The 16,891-nt window shown below is 37.9% G+C and carries 17 protein-coding genes and 3 tRNA genes; 12 read left to right on the top strand and 8 right to left on the bottom strand.

Going from position 1 to position 16,891, the window contains the following annotated elements; translation table 11 throughout:
- The 7 genes from AAHH40_RS06715 to rplM all read right to left on the bottom strand — a co-directional run bounded on the left by AAHH40_RS06715 (nt 1) and on the right by rplM (nt 4,577).
- Complete coding sequence (locus AAHH40_RS06715; RefSeq protein WP_342219904.1) at nt 1-390, bottom strand: ClpXP protease specificity-enhancing factor; 390 nt, start codon at nt 388-390, stop codon at nt 1-3.
- Between the two features lies 1 nt (nt 391).
- Nucleotides 392-1,042, bottom strand: a complete 651-nt coding sequence (locus AAHH40_RS06710; RefSeq protein ID WP_342219903.1) for a glutathione S-transferase N-terminal domain-containing protein — start codon at nt 1,040-1,042, stop codon at nt 392-394.
- A 58-nt stretch (nt 1,043-1,100) separates the two neighbouring features.
- A complete protein-coding gene (locus AAHH40_RS06705; protein ID WP_342219902.1) occupies nt 1,101-1,733 on the bottom strand; it encodes a cytochrome c1 in 633 nt (210 codons plus the stop codon).
- Between the two features lie 119 nt (nt 1,734-1,852).
- On the bottom strand, nt 1,853-3,067 hold the full coding sequence (locus AAHH40_RS06700; protein ID WP_342219901.1) for a cytochrome bc complex cytochrome b subunit: 1,215 nt from the start codon (nt 3,065-3,067) through the stop codon (nt 1,853-1,855).
- Entirely contained in the window at nt 3,068-3,643 is a 576-nt protein-coding gene (petA, locus tag AAHH40_RS06695) for a ubiquinol-cytochrome c reductase iron-sulfur subunit (protein ID WP_342219900.1), read from the bottom strand.
- A gap of 58 nt (nt 3,644-3,701) precedes the next feature.
- Nucleotides 3,702-4,136 (bottom strand): 30S ribosomal protein S9, encoded by a 435-nt coding sequence (gene rpsI / locus AAHH40_RS06690; RefSeq protein ID WP_342219899.1) that lies wholly within the window; start codon nt 4,134-4,136, stop codon nt 3,702-3,704.
- A 3-nt stretch (nt 4,137-4,139) separates the two neighbouring features.
- A complete protein-coding gene (gene rplM, locus AAHH40_RS06685) occupies nt 4,140-4,577 on the bottom strand; it encodes a 50S ribosomal protein L13 (protein WP_342220813.1) in 438 nt (145 codons plus the stop codon).
- A gap of 174 nt (nt 4,578-4,751) precedes the next feature.
- On the opposite strand from rplM, the gene hemB reads away from it, so the two are divergent.
- The 10 genes from hemB to AAHH40_RS06635 all read left to right on the top strand — a co-directional run bounded on the left by hemB (nt 4,752) and on the right by AAHH40_RS06635 (nt 14,160).
- Nucleotides 4,752-5,753 (top strand): porphobilinogen synthase, encoded by a 1,002-nt coding sequence (hemB, locus tag AAHH40_RS06680; protein ID WP_342219898.1) that lies wholly within the window; start codon nt 4,752-4,754, stop codon nt 5,751-5,753.
- A 39-nt stretch (nt 5,754-5,792) separates the two neighbouring features.
- Nucleotides 5,793-5,879 (top strand) — tRNA-Leu (locus tag AAHH40_RS06675).
- Between the two features lie 43 nt (nt 5,880-5,922).
- Nucleotides 5,923-7,245 (top strand): trigger factor, encoded by a 1,323-nt coding sequence (tig, locus tag AAHH40_RS06670; protein ID WP_342219897.1) that lies wholly within the window; start codon nt 5,923-5,925, stop codon nt 7,243-7,245.
- A gap of 88 nt (nt 7,246-7,333) precedes the next feature.
- Nucleotides 7,334-7,993, top strand: coding sequence for an ATP-dependent Clp endopeptidase proteolytic subunit ClpP (gene clpP, locus AAHH40_RS06665; protein ID WP_342219896.1), 660 nt, complete (start codon nt 7,334-7,336; stop codon nt 7,991-7,993).
- Nucleotides 7,994-8,067: 74 nt separating this feature from the next.
- On the top strand, nt 8,068-9,387 hold the full coding sequence (clpX, locus tag AAHH40_RS06660) for an ATP-dependent Clp protease ATP-binding subunit ClpX (RefSeq protein ID WP_342219895.1): 1,320 nt from the start codon (nt 8,068-8,070) through the stop codon (nt 9,385-9,387).
- Between the two features lie 20 nt (nt 9,388-9,407).
- On the top strand, nt 9,408-11,897 hold the full coding sequence (gene lon / locus AAHH40_RS06655) for an endopeptidase La (RefSeq protein WP_342219894.1): 2,490 nt from the start codon (nt 9,408-9,410) through the stop codon (nt 11,895-11,897).
- Nucleotides 11,898-12,147: 250 nt separating this feature from the next.
- Nucleotides 12,148-12,426 carry an HU family DNA-binding protein gene (locus AAHH40_RS06650; protein WP_342219893.1) on the top strand — a complete coding sequence of 93 codons (279 nt, stop codon included), beginning with the start codon at nt 12,148-12,150 and terminating at the stop codon, nt 12,424-12,426.
- A 42-nt stretch (nt 12,427-12,468) separates the two neighbouring features.
- Nucleotides 12,469-12,544: transfer RNA gene (locus tag AAHH40_RS06645), tRNA-Val, on the top strand.
- An 11-nt stretch (nt 12,545-12,555) separates the two neighbouring features.
- A tRNA-Asp gene (locus AAHH40_RS06640) sits at nt 12,556-12,632 on the top strand.
- Between the two features lie 76 nt (nt 12,633-12,708).
- Nucleotides 12,709-14,160, top strand: a complete 1,452-nt coding sequence (locus AAHH40_RS06635; protein WP_342219892.1) for a SurA N-terminal domain-containing protein — start codon at nt 12,709-12,711, stop codon at nt 14,158-14,160.
- 32 nt (nt 14,161-14,192) lie between these two features.
- Here the strand turns inward: AAHH40_RS06635 and ispD are convergent, their stop codons facing one another.
- Nucleotides 14,193-14,900 (bottom strand): 2-C-methyl-D-erythritol 4-phosphate cytidylyltransferase, encoded by a 708-nt coding sequence (gene ispD, locus AAHH40_RS06630; protein ID WP_342219891.1) that lies wholly within the window; start codon nt 14,898-14,900, stop codon nt 14,193-14,195.
- Between the two features lie 33 nt (nt 14,901-14,933).
- Here ispD and cysQ point away from each other — a divergent pair, with 33 nt between their 5' ends.
- Both cysQ and AAHH40_RS06620 read left to right on the top strand, forming a co-directional pair.
- Nucleotides 14,934-15,731 carry a 3'(2'),5'-bisphosphate nucleotidase CysQ gene (gene cysQ, locus AAHH40_RS06625; protein ID WP_342219890.1) on the top strand — a complete coding sequence of 266 codons (798 nt, stop codon included), beginning with the start codon at nt 14,934-14,936 and terminating at the stop codon, nt 15,729-15,731.
- 34 nt (nt 15,732-15,765) lie between these two features.
- Nucleotides 15,766-16,758, top strand: coding sequence for a malate dehydrogenase (locus AAHH40_RS06620; RefSeq protein ID WP_342219889.1), 993 nt, complete (start codon nt 15,766-15,768; stop codon nt 16,756-16,758).
- The last annotated feature ends 133 nt before the right edge of the window (nt 16,759-16,891 follow it).

Below are 16,891 nucleotides of genomic sequence, written 5' to 3'. Positions count from 1 at the left end.
CTATTTAACAATAGAAAGTTTGGGTTTTGTTCCTGGTCTAACCCGAGGTGGAGTAGGATTTCCACCCTCGTCACCGCTTTCTTCTTCTGTAAATACCATTCCTTGACCATTTTCCCGTGTATAGATGGCTAATACCGCTTGGATCGGCGCGTAAATAAGCATCGATTGACCATTAAAACTTGCCTCAAATTGTATTGCCTGAGTATCTATTTTTAAATTTAATATGGCATCATTGGATATATTTAAAGTAATTTTACCATCTTTTATACATTGTTTTGGTACTTCTACATGCGGCAATTCAGTATCTAGAAGAATATAGGGTGTTAATTGATTGTCGATAATCCAATCATAAAACGCACGTAATAAATAGGAACGATTTGAGGTCATCATTTTAAATTTTTACTCCAAACTCGACCTCATTTAAAGTAGTTTTAAATGAGGGGCGTTTAAACAAGCGCTCTTCGTATTCTTTGATAGCATTTGGCATAGGTGCTAGTTTAATATCTAAACGGTGTAAACGCCATAATAACGGTGCCATGCAACAGTCTACCAAAGTAAATTCGTCACTCAAGAAAAATGACTTGCCAGCAAATATAGGAGCCAGACTAGCCAAACTACCTTCCAATTTTTTTTGAGCGGCATGCATAGATTCTGTTGGCTTGGTTACTTTAGCATTATTTAGTCCGTTTTCAATCTGTTGTAGTAAAGGGTACCAATCCCGTTCAATTCTATAGATCATCTGTCTACTTTTAGCGCGAGCTACCGGATAAACCGGTAACAAAGGAGGATGAGGAAAGCGCTCATCTAAATATTCGGTAATAATATTTGTTTCGTAAAGGACGAGATCTCGATCAATAATAGTAGGAACAGTGCCATAGGGGTTGTGTTGTAACAATCCTTCAGGTAAATCTGTAGGTGATACTTCTATAATCTCTGCACTAATTCCTTTTTCTGCCAAAACAATACGTACCCTATGGCTATAGGGGTCATTGATATTTGCATATAAACTCATCGTTGAACGTTTACCGGCAGGTTGTGCCATATAAAAGGTTCTCCATATTAATTAATTTAAAACATTTTTCATGATTTATGAAAATAGTTTATTTTTTTATATTTCCCCAAATTTGCTTTTTTAAAATATAAACAAAATAAGTTAATACCAACAAGAATCCGCATACTTTTTTTCCCAATGATTGACGGTTATTTTTTGTAGGGTCGGCTACATAAGCTAAAAAATTAACTAAATCAATGACTACTTCTTCTAAGGTAGGGATTTTTGATCCGCCTTTATTAGAAGAGTAAATTGCACGATTACTAATTTTTAGGGATATCCGATCGTTAGTATTCTTTAAATTATGATAAATAGGGGTATCCATACGTATTATCGCTAATGGATCCGGCATTGCGGTGTTTTTAATGAAACTATTGTTAACTCCAAAAGGCCTCGTATCATCCAAATAAAAGCTAAGTAAGTAATTATACACCCAATCAGCATTTCTTGCCCGAATACTCAAAGAAAGGTCTGGTGGAGGCTTTCCAAACCATATGGACCCCTCTTTTTTTTGTAAATTTGATTTTATTGTATCGCTAGTTTTAGCTTGAGTAAAAACAAGATTATCTTTCAGTCGTTGTTGTTGGGTGGATGAATTGAATTTATCGGCAATTTGCAGATCGATTCCAAGTCGATTATAACTCATATATTGTAGCGAATGACACCCTGAGCAGTAATTCATAAAATATTTTGCTCCGCGTTGCAAGGAGGCCATATCAGATGATGAGAACTTTGCTAGCTTATTTTCAAAAGGATTTGCTAGCGTAAACCAAAATATCAAGATAAATAGGAAAAATGCACTTATTTTCCACATATGCATTGTGGTAGGGGTTTGTTTTTTTCGTATTTTGTATAGAAGGGCATGAGGAGAAAAAAAAGAAAATAGATTAGTAATAAAATTTGTACGAACAGTATCTTATTGGGTGTAAGTATGGTCGTACTGATATAACTAAGTAAGCCAAAACTTAATGTAAAAACTGCTAAAGCGAAGCGAGAAAAATTTCCTCGGTAGCGCATTGATCGAACTGGATTGCGGTCTAGCCAGGGCAACAAAAATAGTATGAAAAGAACCCCCGCCATAACTAAAATACCCAATAACTTATTAGGGACAACACATAATACGCTATAAAAAGGCGCTAAATACCATAGTGGTTGAATATGGCTAGGAGTTAGTAGAGGGTCTGCTGGTATGAAATTGTTTATTTCAAGGAAATACCCATGCATTTCTGGAAAAAAAAATACGATGATGGAAAAAATAAACAAAAAAATTAATAAAGCGAGTAATTCTTTGATCGTATAATAAGGGTGAAGAGGGACTTTAAAAGGAGTTTTATTATGTAAGCGGGGTTCTGGTACAGAAATTCCCTCGGGATTATTACTGCCAACTTTATGTAAAGCAACAAGGTGTAATCGAATTATAAGCATCAGGGATAAAGGTACAGCTATCACATGGAGTGCAAAAAAACGATGTAAAGTTTCTCCTGATACGACGTTATTACCGCGAATCCAAAGTGTTAGTGTTGGCCCAATCTTTGGAATCGAGTCTAGCAGGGAAGTGCCAATTTGGCTGGCCCAATAGGATGTTTGTCCCCAGGGGAGTAAATAGCCGAGGAATGCCTCTAGTAGCAAAATAATATAAAGGCATACCCCTAACAACCAAACTAGTTCCCTAGGTTTTTTATACGATCCATATAAAAGGCTACGAAAGATATGTGCGTAAATTAGAATAAAAAAAACAGAAGCACCGCTAGAATGTAGATATCGTAATAACCATCCGTACGGTACATCTCGCATTATTATTTCAATTGAATTAAATGCCCCTTCAGGTGTAGGGGTGTAAAATAGGGTTAACCATATTCCGGTCAAGACTTGTAAAAAAAAAGTGAAAAGACTTAAAAAGCCAAAGAAATACCAAAAATTGAGATTTTTAGGTAGATAATATTCTGTTAAATGTTGGCGTATATATTCATTAATTGGCAAACGTTCAGACAGCCAATTGAATAATGATTTTTGCATTTATACTAACCTTGGATTTTCACCTATCACTACGGTATGTTCATTGGTAAACCGATAAGGTGGAATTTTGAGATTAGTGGGAGCGGGCACTCCTTTCATAACTCGTCCAGCGAGATCAAACTTAGATCCATGACAAGGACAATATAGTCCTCCAGGCCATTTACGACTTAATTCTCCTATCATGGGTTTAAATAGAGTAGCGCATCCTAAATGAGTGCATATACCAATAAGAATCAAATATTCGGGATTCAGAGAACGATATTCATTGCGGGCATAATCGGGTTGCTGTGCCGTTAAAGAATCTGGATCGCGTAATAAGGAATGAATGTTGGGAAGATTATCTAGCATTGCTTGGGTTCGCCGGATAATCCAAACAGGCTTATTCTGCCAAGCAACCACCATGGACTCTCCTGGTGCGAGGTGACTTAGATCTACTTCAACAGGATCAGAGGCTTGTGTGAGTGTTTTGGCAGTTGGCTCTAAAGACGCTAAAAAAGGTATAGCGCTAGCGGCTATACCAAATCCAGCCATGATGGCTATTATAATAGCCAATAAGTGGCGACGATCTTCTTCCATTTTTTTCGTCGTTAAAAAATATAACTAATCTAAAATAATTCAATAAATAATATGATGATTATCGTTTTGAATATTGAGTTCCTTTACGCGCTTTATGCCGACCCACTTTTTTCCGTTCAACTTTTCTTGCATCTCGAGTAACTAAGCCCGCGCGGCGCAATAATCGACGAAATGAAGCATCATTTCCAGCAGTATCATCGGTATTGACAGTAGTCGATTCGTCATAATTTATTAAAGCGCGACTTATCCCGTGTCGAACAGCACCGGCTTGACCGCTGCTTCCCCCACCAGAAACTGTTACTGTGATATCAAATCTGCCCATTTGGTCAACAACTTCTAGAGGCTGATTAACAACCATTTGAGCAGTTTCGCGGCCAAAGTAATTTTCTAGAGTACGGCCATTTACTTGGATAATACCAGTGCCTTTTCTAAGGAATACTCTAGCGGTCGCTGTTTTACGGCGACCTGTACCATAATTCTGTTCTAGTGCCATAGTTTATAACCTATCAATGCTAGTTGGTTCAGGATTTTGAGCGCTATGAGGATGTGCAGAACCAGCATAGACTTTAAGTTTAGTTATCATGGCATAACCCAAAGGATTTTTAGGTAGCATGCCCTTAACAGCTTTTTCAATAATTCGAGCAGGAAAAGCTTTTTGCAATTTTTCAAAAGAAATAGATTTTAGCCCGCCAGGATAACCTGTATAGCGCTCATATTGTTTATTTTTAGCCTTCGTGCCGGTTACAGTCACTTTTTCAGCATTAATAACAACGATATAATCCCCAGTATCAACATGAGGAGTGAATTCTGGCTTATGCTTTCCGCGCAGAATACGGGCTATTCTAGTTGCTAGGTGACCTAAGGTTTTGCCTGAGGCATCAATCAAAAGCCATTTTTGTTCAACAAGGCCGGGTTTGGCCATCAATGTTTTCATAACTGGGAAGCTCCGAAGCTCTCTAAATGCGATTACTACTCTTGTGAGTAGAGGCGGTGATTCTAACAAAAACAAATCCAACAATACAAGTACAGCATTAAGTATTTTTGAATAAGTGGTTTTATAAGTTAAAGTACTCCAAAACATAGAATAATTTAAATAGGCAGGTACTCTATGCGCCAGTTCCCTCATACGCGCTTACGTCGTTTAAGAGAAAATCAATTTAGTCGGCGCTTAATACGCGAAACTAGGCTTAGTTGCGATGATTTAATTTATCCACTATTTCTGCTTCCAGGGGAAAATCAGAGACAGAAGATAGCAGCTATGCCTGGGATAGAGCGGCTTACCTTAGATTATCTACTGGATGAAGTCGCAGTTTTACAGCAGCTGCGAATACCAGCTATTGCCTTGTTCCCAGTGATACCTGTAAAAGATAAAACCTGGGACGCTTGTGAGGCCTATAATGGGGAGGGCTTAATTCCTCATGCAATAAGAGAATTGAAAAAGAATTTTCCAGAAATGGGAATTATTACCGATATCGCACTTGATCCTTATACAGCGCATGGTCATGACGGGCTTTTATCTAAAGAGGGTACTATTTTAAATGATGAGTCGATAGAGATATTGGTTAAGCAAGCGCTGTGCTATGCACAAGCCGGTGTGGATGCTATCGCTCCTTCTGATATGATGGATGGTAGAATTGGTTGGATCCGTAAGGCTTTGGAGGAGCAGGGCTACCCTAACACCCAAATCATTGCCTATTCAGCCAAATACGCTTCTCATTTTTATGGACCTTTCCGTGATGCAATAGGAACATCTGGGCAATTAAAAAGTGCTAACAAAAAGACATACCAAATGGATCCCGCGAATAGTAATGAGGCCCTACAGGAGGTAGCATTGGACCTTGCTGAAGGAGCAGATATTGTCATGGTAAAGCCAGGAATGCCCTATTTAGATATTCTTTACCGTATTAAGCAGCAATTTGGCGTGCCTACTTTTGTTTACCAGGTAAGTGGTGAATATGCGATGCAAAAAGTAGCTATTGAGCATGGCTACTTAAATGAGCGTGAGAGTATTTTGGAGTGCCTTCTGGCTATGAAACGGGCCGGAGCTGATGGTATTTTGACCTATTTTGCCAAGCAAGCAGCTAGTTGGCTGACAAATTCACAAGATTGATTTTTTTCATGATAAGATACTGTATAATTAACGACCTTTGCGAAAGTGGCGAAATTGGTAGACGCGCTGGATTTAGGTTCCAGTGGGTTTAAACCCTTGAGAGTTCGAGTCTCTCCTTTCGCACCAGCATGGCCCCTAGGATTTTACAACGATAAGAGCCTTAAAATTTATGAATGAAATGCAAGTTTCGGTAGAGAGTGTCGATAATTTTACTCGACGTCTAAATGTGATGGTACCCATCAGCCAGTTAGAAGAGAGAAAGAAGCTCCATCTTCTTGAATTAGCTAAGAAGACGCGTTTAGACGGGTTCCGACCCGGAAAAGTTCCACTAAGCCATATTGAGAAGCTCTATGGAAATAGCATATGGCAAGAGGTCATCGAAAAGTCTTTACAAATTAGTTTATCGACCGCTTTAGAGCAAGAGACTTTAAATCCAGTAGGACAGCCCCATATTGAATCCATAAAAGCAGAGCCAGGTGCAGATCTTACTTATACAGCAAGCTTTGAAATTTATCCGCAAGTAGAGGTTCCCACATTAAAAGGTGCTAGCCTAGAAAGGTATAAAGTAGATATAACCGAAGAAGATATAAATAAAGTATTAGAGCAAATGCGTAAGCAATATGCTGAATGGATTGAAGTGCCTGATAAAGCTGGTTATGGCGATCAGGTGAGCTTCGATATCGTTTTCGCGGATGCAGAAGAGAAAATGCGTAAAGATTTACAATGGGTTCTAGAGGAAGATAAGATTCCCGAGGGGTTTTCAGCTCTCCTATCTAGCGTTGCTGGCGACACTTTATCCATTTCACTCCCGAAACAGCAAGGATCTGAACAGGCTAGCTCAGCAACAATAAAAGTAAAAAAGGTTGCCAAAGCAAAATTACCTGAATTAGATAATGCTTTTGCAAAACGTTTGGATATTAAAGAGGGCACTATCGAGGCACTGAAAGATCAAGTTAAACAACATATGCAGATAGAGTTAGATAGAATTTTACGTGAAAAATTAAAAGCTCAGGCCATAGATAAATTGGTTACTATGCACGCTATTAATGAACTGCCGCAGGGAGCGCTTAATCAAGAGTTTCAGCGTTTAGAGCACGATGTTAACAGGCAGCAGGAACAACAAGGTAAGGAAAAAGCAAGCTTATCAGAAATTGAAAAAACAGATTTAAAGCATATGGCGCACCGACGAGTGACGCTTGGATTATTATTTAATGCAGTTATTGAGAAGCATCATCTGCATGTTGACGAATCGCGAGTTCAGCAACATATCGATAAGCTAGTGGGAGCTTTTCAATTTGATCAAATGGTGCGGGATAAGCTGTATAAAGACAAGAACATGATGATGAGCATTCGTTCTTCGGTTTTAGAAGAACAGGTCATTGATAAGTTATTAGAAGAAATAGAGTACACTGAAAAAGTAGCTGAGTATTCAGATATTATGAATCTCACAGGGAAAAATCGTATAAGCAATACTGAGGGAGTAGTGGCTTAGTTGGCTAATTTATTAGCTATTTTTAAATAGCAGATAAATTATACCTTAGCAACAATCCAAAATTTATTTTTATCTTTAGAGAGTAATTATGTACAGTTTACCCAAGGAAATAACGAATTCATTATTAGTCCCTATGGTCGTTGAGCAAACCGGCCGCGGAGAAAGGGCTTATGATATTTATTCTCGTTTATTAAAGGATCGCATTATCTTTGTTGTGGGTCCGATTGAAGACCATATGGCTAATTTAATTATCGCGCAAATGCTTTTTTTAGAATCTGAAAATCCTGATAAAGATATTTCACTTTATATTAATTCACCGGGGGGCGTGGTGACATCTGGTCTAGCTATTTACGATACCATGCAATTTATCAAGCCCGATGTGAGTACGATGTGTATCGGCCAAGCGGCCAGCGCAGCAGCTTTGTTACTTTGCGGTGGGACGAAAGGAAAACGCCATTGTTTGCCCCATGCACGAATGATGATTCACCAACCATTAGGCGGTTATCAAGGACAAGCAACGGATATTGAAATCCATACTCGTGAAATGTTGTTAGTTAGAGAAAGAATTAACAATATAATGGCTAAACATACAGGAAAAAATACGGAACAGATTTTACGCGATACTGATCGTGATAATTTCATGGGAGCGCAACAAGCCATAGATTATGGCTTAATCGACGCAGTTTTAACAATGCGTACAGAAACTGGGAAAACCAAAGAATCTTTAGCTACTTCATCAGTTGATTAAGTAGGTCTTATTCAAGAGGTTTTAAAATTTTGTTTAAATATCAATATGAATAATAGTTTGTTGAGGTAATAAATATGAGTAGTTCCATAAACGATAAAACCTCGGGGCCTCTACACTGTTCATTTTGCGGTAAAAGTCAGGATGAAGTGCCAAAGTTAATTGCAGGGCCTTCTATTTTTATTTGTAATGAATGCGTGCAACTATGTAGTGATATTTTGCAAGAAGAGTTTCAACAGGAAGTTCCGCGCCAGGAAGGTGGTATGTCGATTCCTAAGCCTGCAGAGATTCATGATGTATTTAACGAGTTTGTTATAGGCCAAGAATTTGCCAAAAAAATATTATCTGTAGCTGCTTACAACCATTATAAGCGTCTAGAATTAATTAAAAAAGCTCGTCTTCATCCGCTGAATGTCAAAGATGATACGGAACTTAGTAAGAGTAATGTGCTACTTATAGGTCCCACCGGGAGTGGTAAAACTTTATTAGCAAAAACTTTAGCACGCTTTTTTAACTTACCTTTTGCTATTGCAGATGCAACAACCTTAACCGAAGCGGGTTATGTAGGTGATGACGTAGAAAATATCTTACAAAAATTATTACAAGCTGCTAATGGAAACATTGAAAAGGCGCAGTTAGGAATTATCTATATCGATGAAATTGATAAAATCAGTCGCCGCGCTGAAAACCCTTCTATTACTCGAGATGTTTCAGGTGAAGGTGTTCAGCAAGGGTTACTCAAATTACTTGAAGGTACCGTTGCTTCCGTGCCTCTGCAAGGGGGACGTAAACACCCTAATCAAGAGACAGTACAAATAGATACCACTAATATTCTGTTTATTTGCGGAGGAACTTTCTCAGGGTTAGAAAAAATTATTCGTGAACGTACCGAGAAAACTGGGATTGGATTCTCTGCTGATGTGCGCAGTAAAGGGGATAAAAGAAGTTTAACAACCTTGTTAAATCGGCTTGAGTCAGAAGATTTAATTAAGTATGGGATTATACCCGAGCTAATAGGCCGTCTACCTGTTATTGCAACGTTAGAAGAACTTGATGAAAAAATGTTGATTCAAATCTTAAAGGAACCTAAGAATGCTTTGATCAAACAATATCTCAAATTATTTAAAATGGATAACGTCGATCTAGAATTCCGCGAAGATGCTTTACAAATGGTGGCAAGAAAAGCTTTGGATCGCAAAACAGGCGCAAGAGGCTTACGTGCGATCTTGGAAAGTGTTTTATTGGATACGATGTATGAATTGCCTTCTATGCAGAACGTAAATAAAATTGTTATTGAAGCAAGCACCGTCAGCAAGGGAGCAAAACCCTTGGTGATTTACAAACAAGAAAAAGAAATCGAATTAGATAATAAAGAAATGGCGGCGGGTAGCGAGTAAATCTTTCAAAGGTTGAATTTATGGCAAAGCAACTAATTGGCGGCGGGGCAACGACTTCTAAACTTTCAGAGAAACTTCCGCTGCTCCCTTTACGGGATGTTGTAGTTTACCCTCACATGGTGATACCACTATTTGTGGGTAGGAAGCAATCGATTAAGGCGTTGGAAGCCGCCATGGCAGAATCTGGTGCTGAGAAAAAGATTTTACTCATTGCACAAAAAAATCCAGCTGAAGATAATCCTACTATTGAAGGCTTTTACCAAGTTGGAACAATAGCCACAATTTTACAATTGTTAGAGCTGAAAGATGGCACTGTTAAAGTGTTGGTTGAAGGTTCTCAACGAGGTAAAGTTAAACAATTTTTCCAAGAGAAAGATTATATTGCTGCAGAAATTGAAGTTGTAGGTATACCTCCTGTTGAGCCCGATCAAGAGATTGAGGTTCTAACACGAACAATCTTGAGTCAATTCGAACAATACGTTAAGTTAAATAAAAAAATCCCCTTGGAAATTTTAAGTACCTTATCGAGTATTGATAATCCAGGCCGACTAGCCGATATGATTGCGGCACATTTGACGCTTAGAATTCAAGAGAAACAAGAGATACTTGAGATTTTTCCATTAAAAAAACGTCTAGAACGATTATTAGCTTTTCTCGAAAGTGAAATTGATCTTTTGCAAATACAAAAGCGAATTCGCGGACGCGTTAAGAAGCAGATGGAAAGAAGCCAGCGCGAATATTATTTAAATGAGCAAGTTAAAGCTATTCAAAAGGAATTGGGAGAATCTCAAGGTGTCACAAATGAACTAGACGATCTTGCAAAACGTATCGAAAAAGCAAAAATGCCTAAAGAGGTGAAGGATAAATCAATCTCTGAATTAAATAAATTAAAATCCATGTCTCCTATGGCGGCAGAAGCGACCGTGAGCCGAAATTATTTAGATTGGGTTTTATCCCTTCCTTGGAATAAACGCAGTAAGGTCCGTTACGATTTAGATAAAGCACAAAAAGTATTACAAGAAGCACATTATGGTTTAGAAAAAGTCAAAGAGCGGATTATTGAATTTCTTGCAGTTCATCAGCGTGTTAAAAAATTAAAGGGTCCTATTTTATGTTTGGTTGGACCACCTGGTGTGGGGAAAACTTCCTTAGGACAATCCATTGCAGAGGCCATAGGACGTGAATTTGTGCGCATGTCTTTGGGTGGGGTGCGTGATGAAGCAGAAATTAGAGGACATCGACGTACCTATATTGGCTCGATGCCTGGTCGAATTATGCAAAAAATGGCTAAAGTTGGGGTCAAGAATCCTCTATTTATGCTTGATGAAATCGATAAAATGGCTATGGATTTCAGAGGCGACCCTGCATCGGCATTGCTCGAAGTATTAGATCCCGAACAAAACCACGCTTTTGATGATCATTACCTAGAAGTAAGTTATGACTTATCTGAAGTTTTATTTATTGCGACTGCGAATACCTTGAATATTCCGCCAGCTTTATTGGATCGTATGGAAGTTATTCGTATACCCGGCTATACCGAAGATGAAAAGATTAATATTGCTAAACAGCACTTATTACCTAAACAACTTAGTCAAAACGGGTTAAAAATTAGTGCAAAAAATAAAGAGTTGGTTTTAGCGGAAACTGCATTGCAGGACATCATTCGTTATTATACACGTGAAGCAGGGGTTCGTAGTTTGGAACGCGAGATTGCTAAAATTTGCCGAAAGGTGGTTACAGAAATAGCGCGTAAACCTAGCTTAAAGTCAGTTACCGTTACTAGTCATAATTTAGAAAAATATCTTGGTGTAAGACGTTATCGTTATGGATTAGTTGAGCACAATGATCAAATTGGACAGGTAAGCGGCTTGGCATGGACAGAGGTTGGTGGTGATTTATTGACTATCGAAGCTGCAGTTGTGCCTGGAAAGGGTAAAACAAGTTATACAGGTCATTTGGGCGAAGTAATGCAGGAGTCCATTCAAGCCGCATTAACAGTCGTGCGAAGTCGCGCTGAAGTCTTAGGTATTCCTATTCATTTTTATGAAAAAAAGGATATCCATGTTCATGTTCCTGAAGGAGCAACGCCTAAAGATGGACCTAGTGCTGGGATTGGCATGTGTACTGCATTAGTTTCTGCGATTACTAAAGTACCCGTACGAGCTGATGTCGCGATGACAGGGGAAATAACTTTACGCGGTGAAGTTTTGCCGATTGGTGGTTTAAAAGAAAAATTACTTGCAGCACATCGTGGGGGTATACGTGAGGTTATCATCCCTGAAGAAAATAAACGAGATCTCAAAGAAATTCCAAAAAATATTAAAGAAGGTTTAGTTATTCATCCTGTTCGTTGGATAGATCAAGTTCTGGATATTGCTTTACTGCATCCAGATAAAAGATCCGTTAAGTCTAATGCTAGAAAGAAGCGTGAAAAAAAAATGACTGTACCTATCAAGCTTATAGATAAAAAAAATCAAGCGAAAATTAATCCTACGACAGATACTCGTTAGCAACCTCACTGCAATTGGATTTTTGGTAAGGCGCTACGAGAATGAGCAACCTTCATTCCTTCAAGATACATGAGGATTGCGAATTGAGCGGCGACATGGACAAAAATTTAAGTGCAAAGAGTATATATCTCTTATTCCCTTGACAGAGGATTCACGCTATTGATATAAACAGTTCACTTATAATCTATAGCAAGACGCTTAAAATTTAATTTAAAGGTATTAGCCTTAATTTTTACCGTTGTGAGGGTATATGAATAAATCAGATTTAGTTGATGTTATTGTGGAAGCAGCACAAGTTCCAAAAAACGTTGCTGGAAAGACTTTAGAAAAAATTTTAGAGTCCATTACAAAAGCTTTATGTAAGGGAGAAGATGTTAGTTTGGTTGGATTTGGCACACTTTGTGTTCGTCATCGTAAAGCACGTACAGGGCGCAATCCAAAATCAGGAGAATCCATACAGATAAAAGCAAGTAATACGGTAGCTTTTAAATCAGGAAAGGCACTAAAGGATGCTGTGCAAAAAGAGTAGCAATATCGCGTAAATAAGTTTAGAATGACGTCCCTTTCGACAGGGTGCTTAGCTCAGTTGGTAGAGCATCGCCCTTACAAGGCGAGGGTCGTAGGTTCGATCCCTACAGCACCCACCATATACATTGCGGGAGTGGTAGTTCAGTTGGTTAGAATACCGGCCTGTCACGCCGGGGGTCGCGGGTTCGAGTCCCGTCCACTCCGCCAGTTCTCTAGAATTTTTAACTATAAATAGTATTATTTGTTAAGATCCTCTCACATTGGTAATTAAAATTTCCTCAATATGTTGCAATCCATTCGTGATAAAACGCAAGGCTGGATAACCAGCACAGTAATCGGATTATTAATCATTGTTTTTGCTCTATGGGGTGTCCACGGCTATTTAGAGTTAAATGCAGGAAGCAATAATAAGGTGATCGCTAAGATCGCAGGTCAAACATTACTACAGAGCGATTTCGATAAGGCTTATCAACGCGTCTATCGAGAAGCCCAGGGTCGTTTGGGAAAAAATTTTTCTAATAATGAGGAAATGACTGAGCAATTGAGACAACAAACTTTACATGAGTGGGAAACAACTCAAGTTTTATTTCAAGCGGCTTTACAATCCAAATACCGCATTAGTCAGACCCTAATAGATTCTGTTTTATTACAAATCCCAGCATTTCAATCGGATGGTCGTTTTTCTGTTGAACAATTTTATGCTGTATTACAGTCTATAAATTATACCAAGCTTCAGTTTTTAATGGACATAAAAAAGACATTGTTGATTAAGCAGGTGCAGCAAGGAATAACACAAAGCGCATTTGCTTTGCCTCAGGATCTCAATAATTACATAAAATACAATCATCAAAAAAGAGATTTTGTTTATCTTATTATCCCCCATTCAAAATTTCTACATCAGCAATTCACGCTACCGGACTCTAAAATTTTTGCTTATTATCTGCAAAATAAACAAAATTTTATCCAGCCAGAACAAGCTAGAATTGAATATATCCAGCTTTCCTTTGAGGATGAAAAAGCATTTCTGGAAAATAGAGATAAATTAGCTAATTTAATTTACATTCACCCTGATTCTTTAGCTATCCCAGCAAAGAAATTGGGTCTAGCGATACACTCCACAGCCTTTTTTGATAAGTCAGGTGGCAAAGAAGGATTGAGTAAAAATCCAAAAATAATTGCTGCTGCATTCAGTCAGGATGTTTTGCAGGGAAATAATAGTTCAGTGATTAATATTAGTCCGAGTATTGCTATTGTTTTGCGAATAAAAAAATACCAGCCTGCGGGTATACAACCTTTTAATACGGTGCGAGAAAAAATCAAAGAAATTTTGAATAAACAAATGGCTATTTCTGAAGCGCAGCAATTCGGAGAGAATTTATTCAAGAATTCGGAAAAAACAGGTTCTATTCCTAAAAATATAGATAGCAAAAATTTACAATGGCAGTTTGCTCAGCAAGTGAATCGAACTGATAATAAATTAAATAAGAATATAGTAAGGGCTGCATTTACGTTAATTCCGCCGGATAAGAATATTCCTACTGCGTCATCGATGAAAGGTTTTAGTTTAGAAAATGGAGATTATGCATTGGTCAGATTAATTGCGGTTCGGGATGAAAAATACCAACCCATACTAAATGATTCCAAGCAAAATCATTATCGAGAAGAACTAGCTAAAGGTTTTGGTCAGTTGGAGTATGTCTTATACGCACATAATTTATTGAAGGAAGCTAAATAGCTTAAATTGATAAAAGCGGGGAGTTAAAAAACTTAAGAATGGCAAAGATCAGGTCGAATAGAAAGATAATAATTAAGTAAATTTAGATCATTTTTATCGGTTACTTTAATATTATCTGTACGCCCTTCTATCATTTTGGGTTGTTGGCCGAATAATTCAATCGCGTTGGCTTCATCCGTGGTAAATTGATTTTTTTTGATAGCTGAGCCAAGTGCATTAACTAGGCAATGATAACGAAACATTTGTGGTGTTACTGCTTCCCACAATTTTTTTCTATCCAAAGTTTCACATTGCAGATTATTAAGGTATTTAACCGTATTTTTTATTGGGTGTCCCAAAAGCCCCCCTACCGGATGGTTATCTAAATTCATAATAAGCTTATCAATATCGCTTTGATGCAAAAGTGGCCGAGCTGCGTCATGTACTAATATCCAATCATTTTTTTTTGCAAATGCTTTTAAAGCCAACAAACCATTAAATACTGAGTGGCAACGTTCTTCTCCTCCCCATGCCGTGAGTAAATGTGGAGAGCTAAATTGGAGATCTGACCAATGGTTGTCCTTTTTGTTGATAACCACAACACATTTTTTAAATCTTGAATAGCTTAGTAAAGTAGTTAGTGTGTATTCAAGTATTTTTTTTCCATTAATAGATATATATTGTTTAGGTAAATCTATTTGCATACGATTACCTACCCCTGCGGCTGGGACTATTGCAAAATAATTGGTTGAATATTTCATTTTAATATATCTATAGCGGTATACTGCCAACTTATGAATTCTTTGCTTAATGATGTAGTTTCTCTTGCCAAACGCGCTGGGAATCAAGTTCTTAATATTTACCAAAGTGATTTTTCTGTTGAATATAAAACAGATAGATCCCCTGTAACTGCTGCAGATTTAGCCTCGCATGACTGCATTTGTCAAGGATTAGGCCTTTTAACTCCAGATTTACCTATTATTTCCGAAGAATCTGTACCTGTTCCTTTTCAAAAGCGCCGATGTTGGGAAAAGTATTGGTTAATTGATCCTTTGGATGGAACAAAAGAATTTTTAGAAAAAAATGGCGAATTTACTATTAATATTGCCTTAATCGAGCAACATAAACCAAGTTTGGGGGTTATATTTGTTCCATCCGCGAATATTTGTTATTTTGCTCAGGGAGGACAAGGAGCTTATAAACAAATAGGTCAAACTCAGCCAAAAGTAATACTTAGCCGAGCTTGGAAAGAAGGGCAGCGGATCACCGCGGTGATTAGCCGTCGACATGGCATGGAAGAGTTGAAGAAATTTTTAGCTCAATTTTCTAGTTTAAATTTATTAAATTGTGGAAGCGCGTTAAAATTTTGTTGGGTGGCTGAAGGATTAGCCGATATATACCCACGTTTTTCACCCACATTTGAATGGGATACAGCAGCGGGGCAGTGCATACTTAATGAAGCAGGAGGTCTGGTCATAGATAATACAGGCCAGGAACTACAATATAATATGTCATCTTCTCTGCAGACAGCTAATTTTTTGGCTATAGCGGATAAACGACATCATTGGTTACATTATCTAAAATCATCGTAAAAAATTAACAGTATTAATTTTATAGGAATCTAATATGAACAAAAAACCGATTAAAGTAGCCGTTACTGGAGCAGCTGGCCAAATAGGCTATGCTTTATTGTTTCGTATCGCATCAGGCCAAATGTTTGGTCTTGATCAGCCTGTCATATTGCATTTATTAGAATTAGAAAAAAGCCTTCCTGTGTTACATGGTACTGCCATGGAGCTTAATGATTGTGCTTTTCCTTTATTAAAAAATATTGTTTGTACTAGTCAATTGAACGAGTCAATGAAGGATATTAATTGGGCAATTTTAGTAGGCTCCATGCCCCGTAAAGAGGGAATGGAGCGTGCGGATCTATTAAAAATAAATGGTAGTATATTTGCTCCGCAAGGAAAGGCCATCAATGACCATGCTGCGGCGGATGCAAAAGTTTTTGTGGTAGGAAATCCCTGCAATACCAATTGTTTGATCGCCATGCATCATGCTCCAGATATCCCCAAGGAAGATCGTTTTTTTGCCATGACTTTATTAGATGAAAATCGAGCGCGTGCGCAATTGGCTAAAAAAGCCGAGGTTTCTGTTGAAGAAGTGACTCAAATGGCAATTTGGGGAAATCATTCATCAACACAGTATCCCGATTTTTATAACGCTAAAATCGCGAATAAGCGGGCTGTTGAAGTGATTACGGATAAAAATTGGCTAGAAAATGACTTTATCCCAATAGTGCAGAAACGAGGCGCCGCTGTCATTAAGGCTAGAGGAGCATCCTCTGCAGCCTCTGCCGCTAATGCAATAGTGGGTAGTATTTATCATTTAACACATGACACAAAAAAAGATGATTTTTTTTCTGTGGCTGCATGTTCGATGGGGCAATATGGAGTTGATGAAGGGCTAATATTTTCTTTTCCTAGCCGCGTTGATAATGGTCAGTTTAGTACAGTGAACGGTATTCAACACAATTCATTTGGGCAGGAAAAAATTAAATTGACTCTGAACGAATTACGTGCCGAAAAAGATGAGATTAAAGAAATGGGTTTAATCTGACAGTTTTTGTGGCAGAAAATAAAAAATTGTACGGTGGGTTTATTATAATAAAAATATCTTTCCCCCGTACAATATACCAAATTATTTTTCTTTTCCAGAAGCCGAAAATTATTATTTTTAATCAACAGCTTTT

Source organism: Rickettsiella endosymbiont of Miltochrista miniata (assembly GCF_964031245.1).
Classification (GTDB): Bacteria; Pseudomonadota; Gammaproteobacteria; order Diplorickettsiales; family Diplorickettsiaceae; genus Aquirickettsiella.
Note: the sequence above shows the minus strand (reverse complement) of the source record. Positions and strands in the feature narration are given on the sequence as shown.

What these genes read in the sequence shown, in the direction of transcription:
- AAHH40_RS06715 (WP_342219904.1), bottom strand. Translation starts at nt 390, where the DNA reads ATGATGACCTCAAATCGTTCCTATTTATTACGTGCGTTTTATGATTGG.
- AAHH40_RS06710 (WP_342219903.1), bottom strand. Translation starts at nt 1,042, where the DNA reads ATGGCACAACCTGCCGGTAAACGTTCAACGATGAGTTTATATGCAAAT.
- AAHH40_RS06705 (WP_342219902.1), bottom strand. Translation starts at nt 1,733, where the DNA reads ATGAATTACTGCTCAGGGTGTCATTCGCTACAATATATGAGTTATAAT.
- AAHH40_RS06700 (WP_342219901.1), bottom strand. Translation starts at nt 3,067, where the DNA reads ATGCAAAAATCATTATTCAATTGGCTGTCTGAACGTTTGCCAATTAAT.
- petA (WP_342219900.1), bottom strand. Translation starts at nt 3,643, where the DNA reads ATGGAAGAAGATCGTCGCCACTTATTGGCTATTATAATAGCCATCATG.
- rpsI (WP_342219899.1), bottom strand. Translation starts at nt 4,136, where the DNA reads ATGGCACTAGAACAGAATTATGGTACAGGTCGCCGTAAAACAGCGACC.
- rplM (WP_342220813.1), bottom strand. Translation starts at nt 4,577, where the DNA reads ATGAAAACATTGATGGCCAAACCCGGCCTTGTTGAACAAAAATGGCTT.
- hemB (WP_342219898.1), top strand. Translation starts at nt 4,752, where the DNA reads ATGCGCCAGTTCCCTCATACGCGCTTACGTCGTTTAAGAGAAAATCAA.
- tig (WP_342219897.1), top strand. Translation starts at nt 5,923, where the DNA reads ATGAATGAAATGCAAGTTTCGGTAGAGAGTGTCGATAATTTTACTCGA.
- clpP (WP_342219896.1), top strand. Translation starts at nt 7,334, where the DNA reads ATGTACAGTTTACCCAAGGAAATAACGAATTCATTATTAGTCCCTATG.
- clpX (WP_342219895.1), top strand. Translation starts at nt 8,068, where the DNA reads ATGAGTAGTTCCATAAACGATAAAACCTCGGGGCCTCTACACTGTTCA.
- lon (WP_342219894.1), top strand. Translation starts at nt 9,408, where the DNA reads ATGGCAAAGCAACTAATTGGCGGCGGGGCAACGACTTCTAAACTTTCA.
- AAHH40_RS06650 (WP_342219893.1), top strand. Translation starts at nt 12,148, where the DNA reads ATGAATAAATCAGATTTAGTTGATGTTATTGTGGAAGCAGCACAAGTT.
- AAHH40_RS06635 (WP_342219892.1), top strand. Translation starts at nt 12,709, where the DNA reads ATGTTGCAATCCATTCGTGATAAAACGCAAGGCTGGATAACCAGCACA.
- ispD (WP_342219891.1), bottom strand. Translation starts at nt 14,900, where the DNA reads ATGAAATATTCAACCAATTATTTTGCAATAGTCCCAGCCGCAGGGGTA.
- cysQ (WP_342219890.1), top strand. Translation starts at nt 14,934, where the DNA reads ATGAATTCTTTGCTTAATGATGTAGTTTCTCTTGCCAAACGCGCTGGG.
- AAHH40_RS06620 (WP_342219889.1), top strand. Translation starts at nt 15,766, where the DNA reads ATGAACAAAAAACCGATTAAAGTAGCCGTTACTGGAGCAGCTGGCCAA.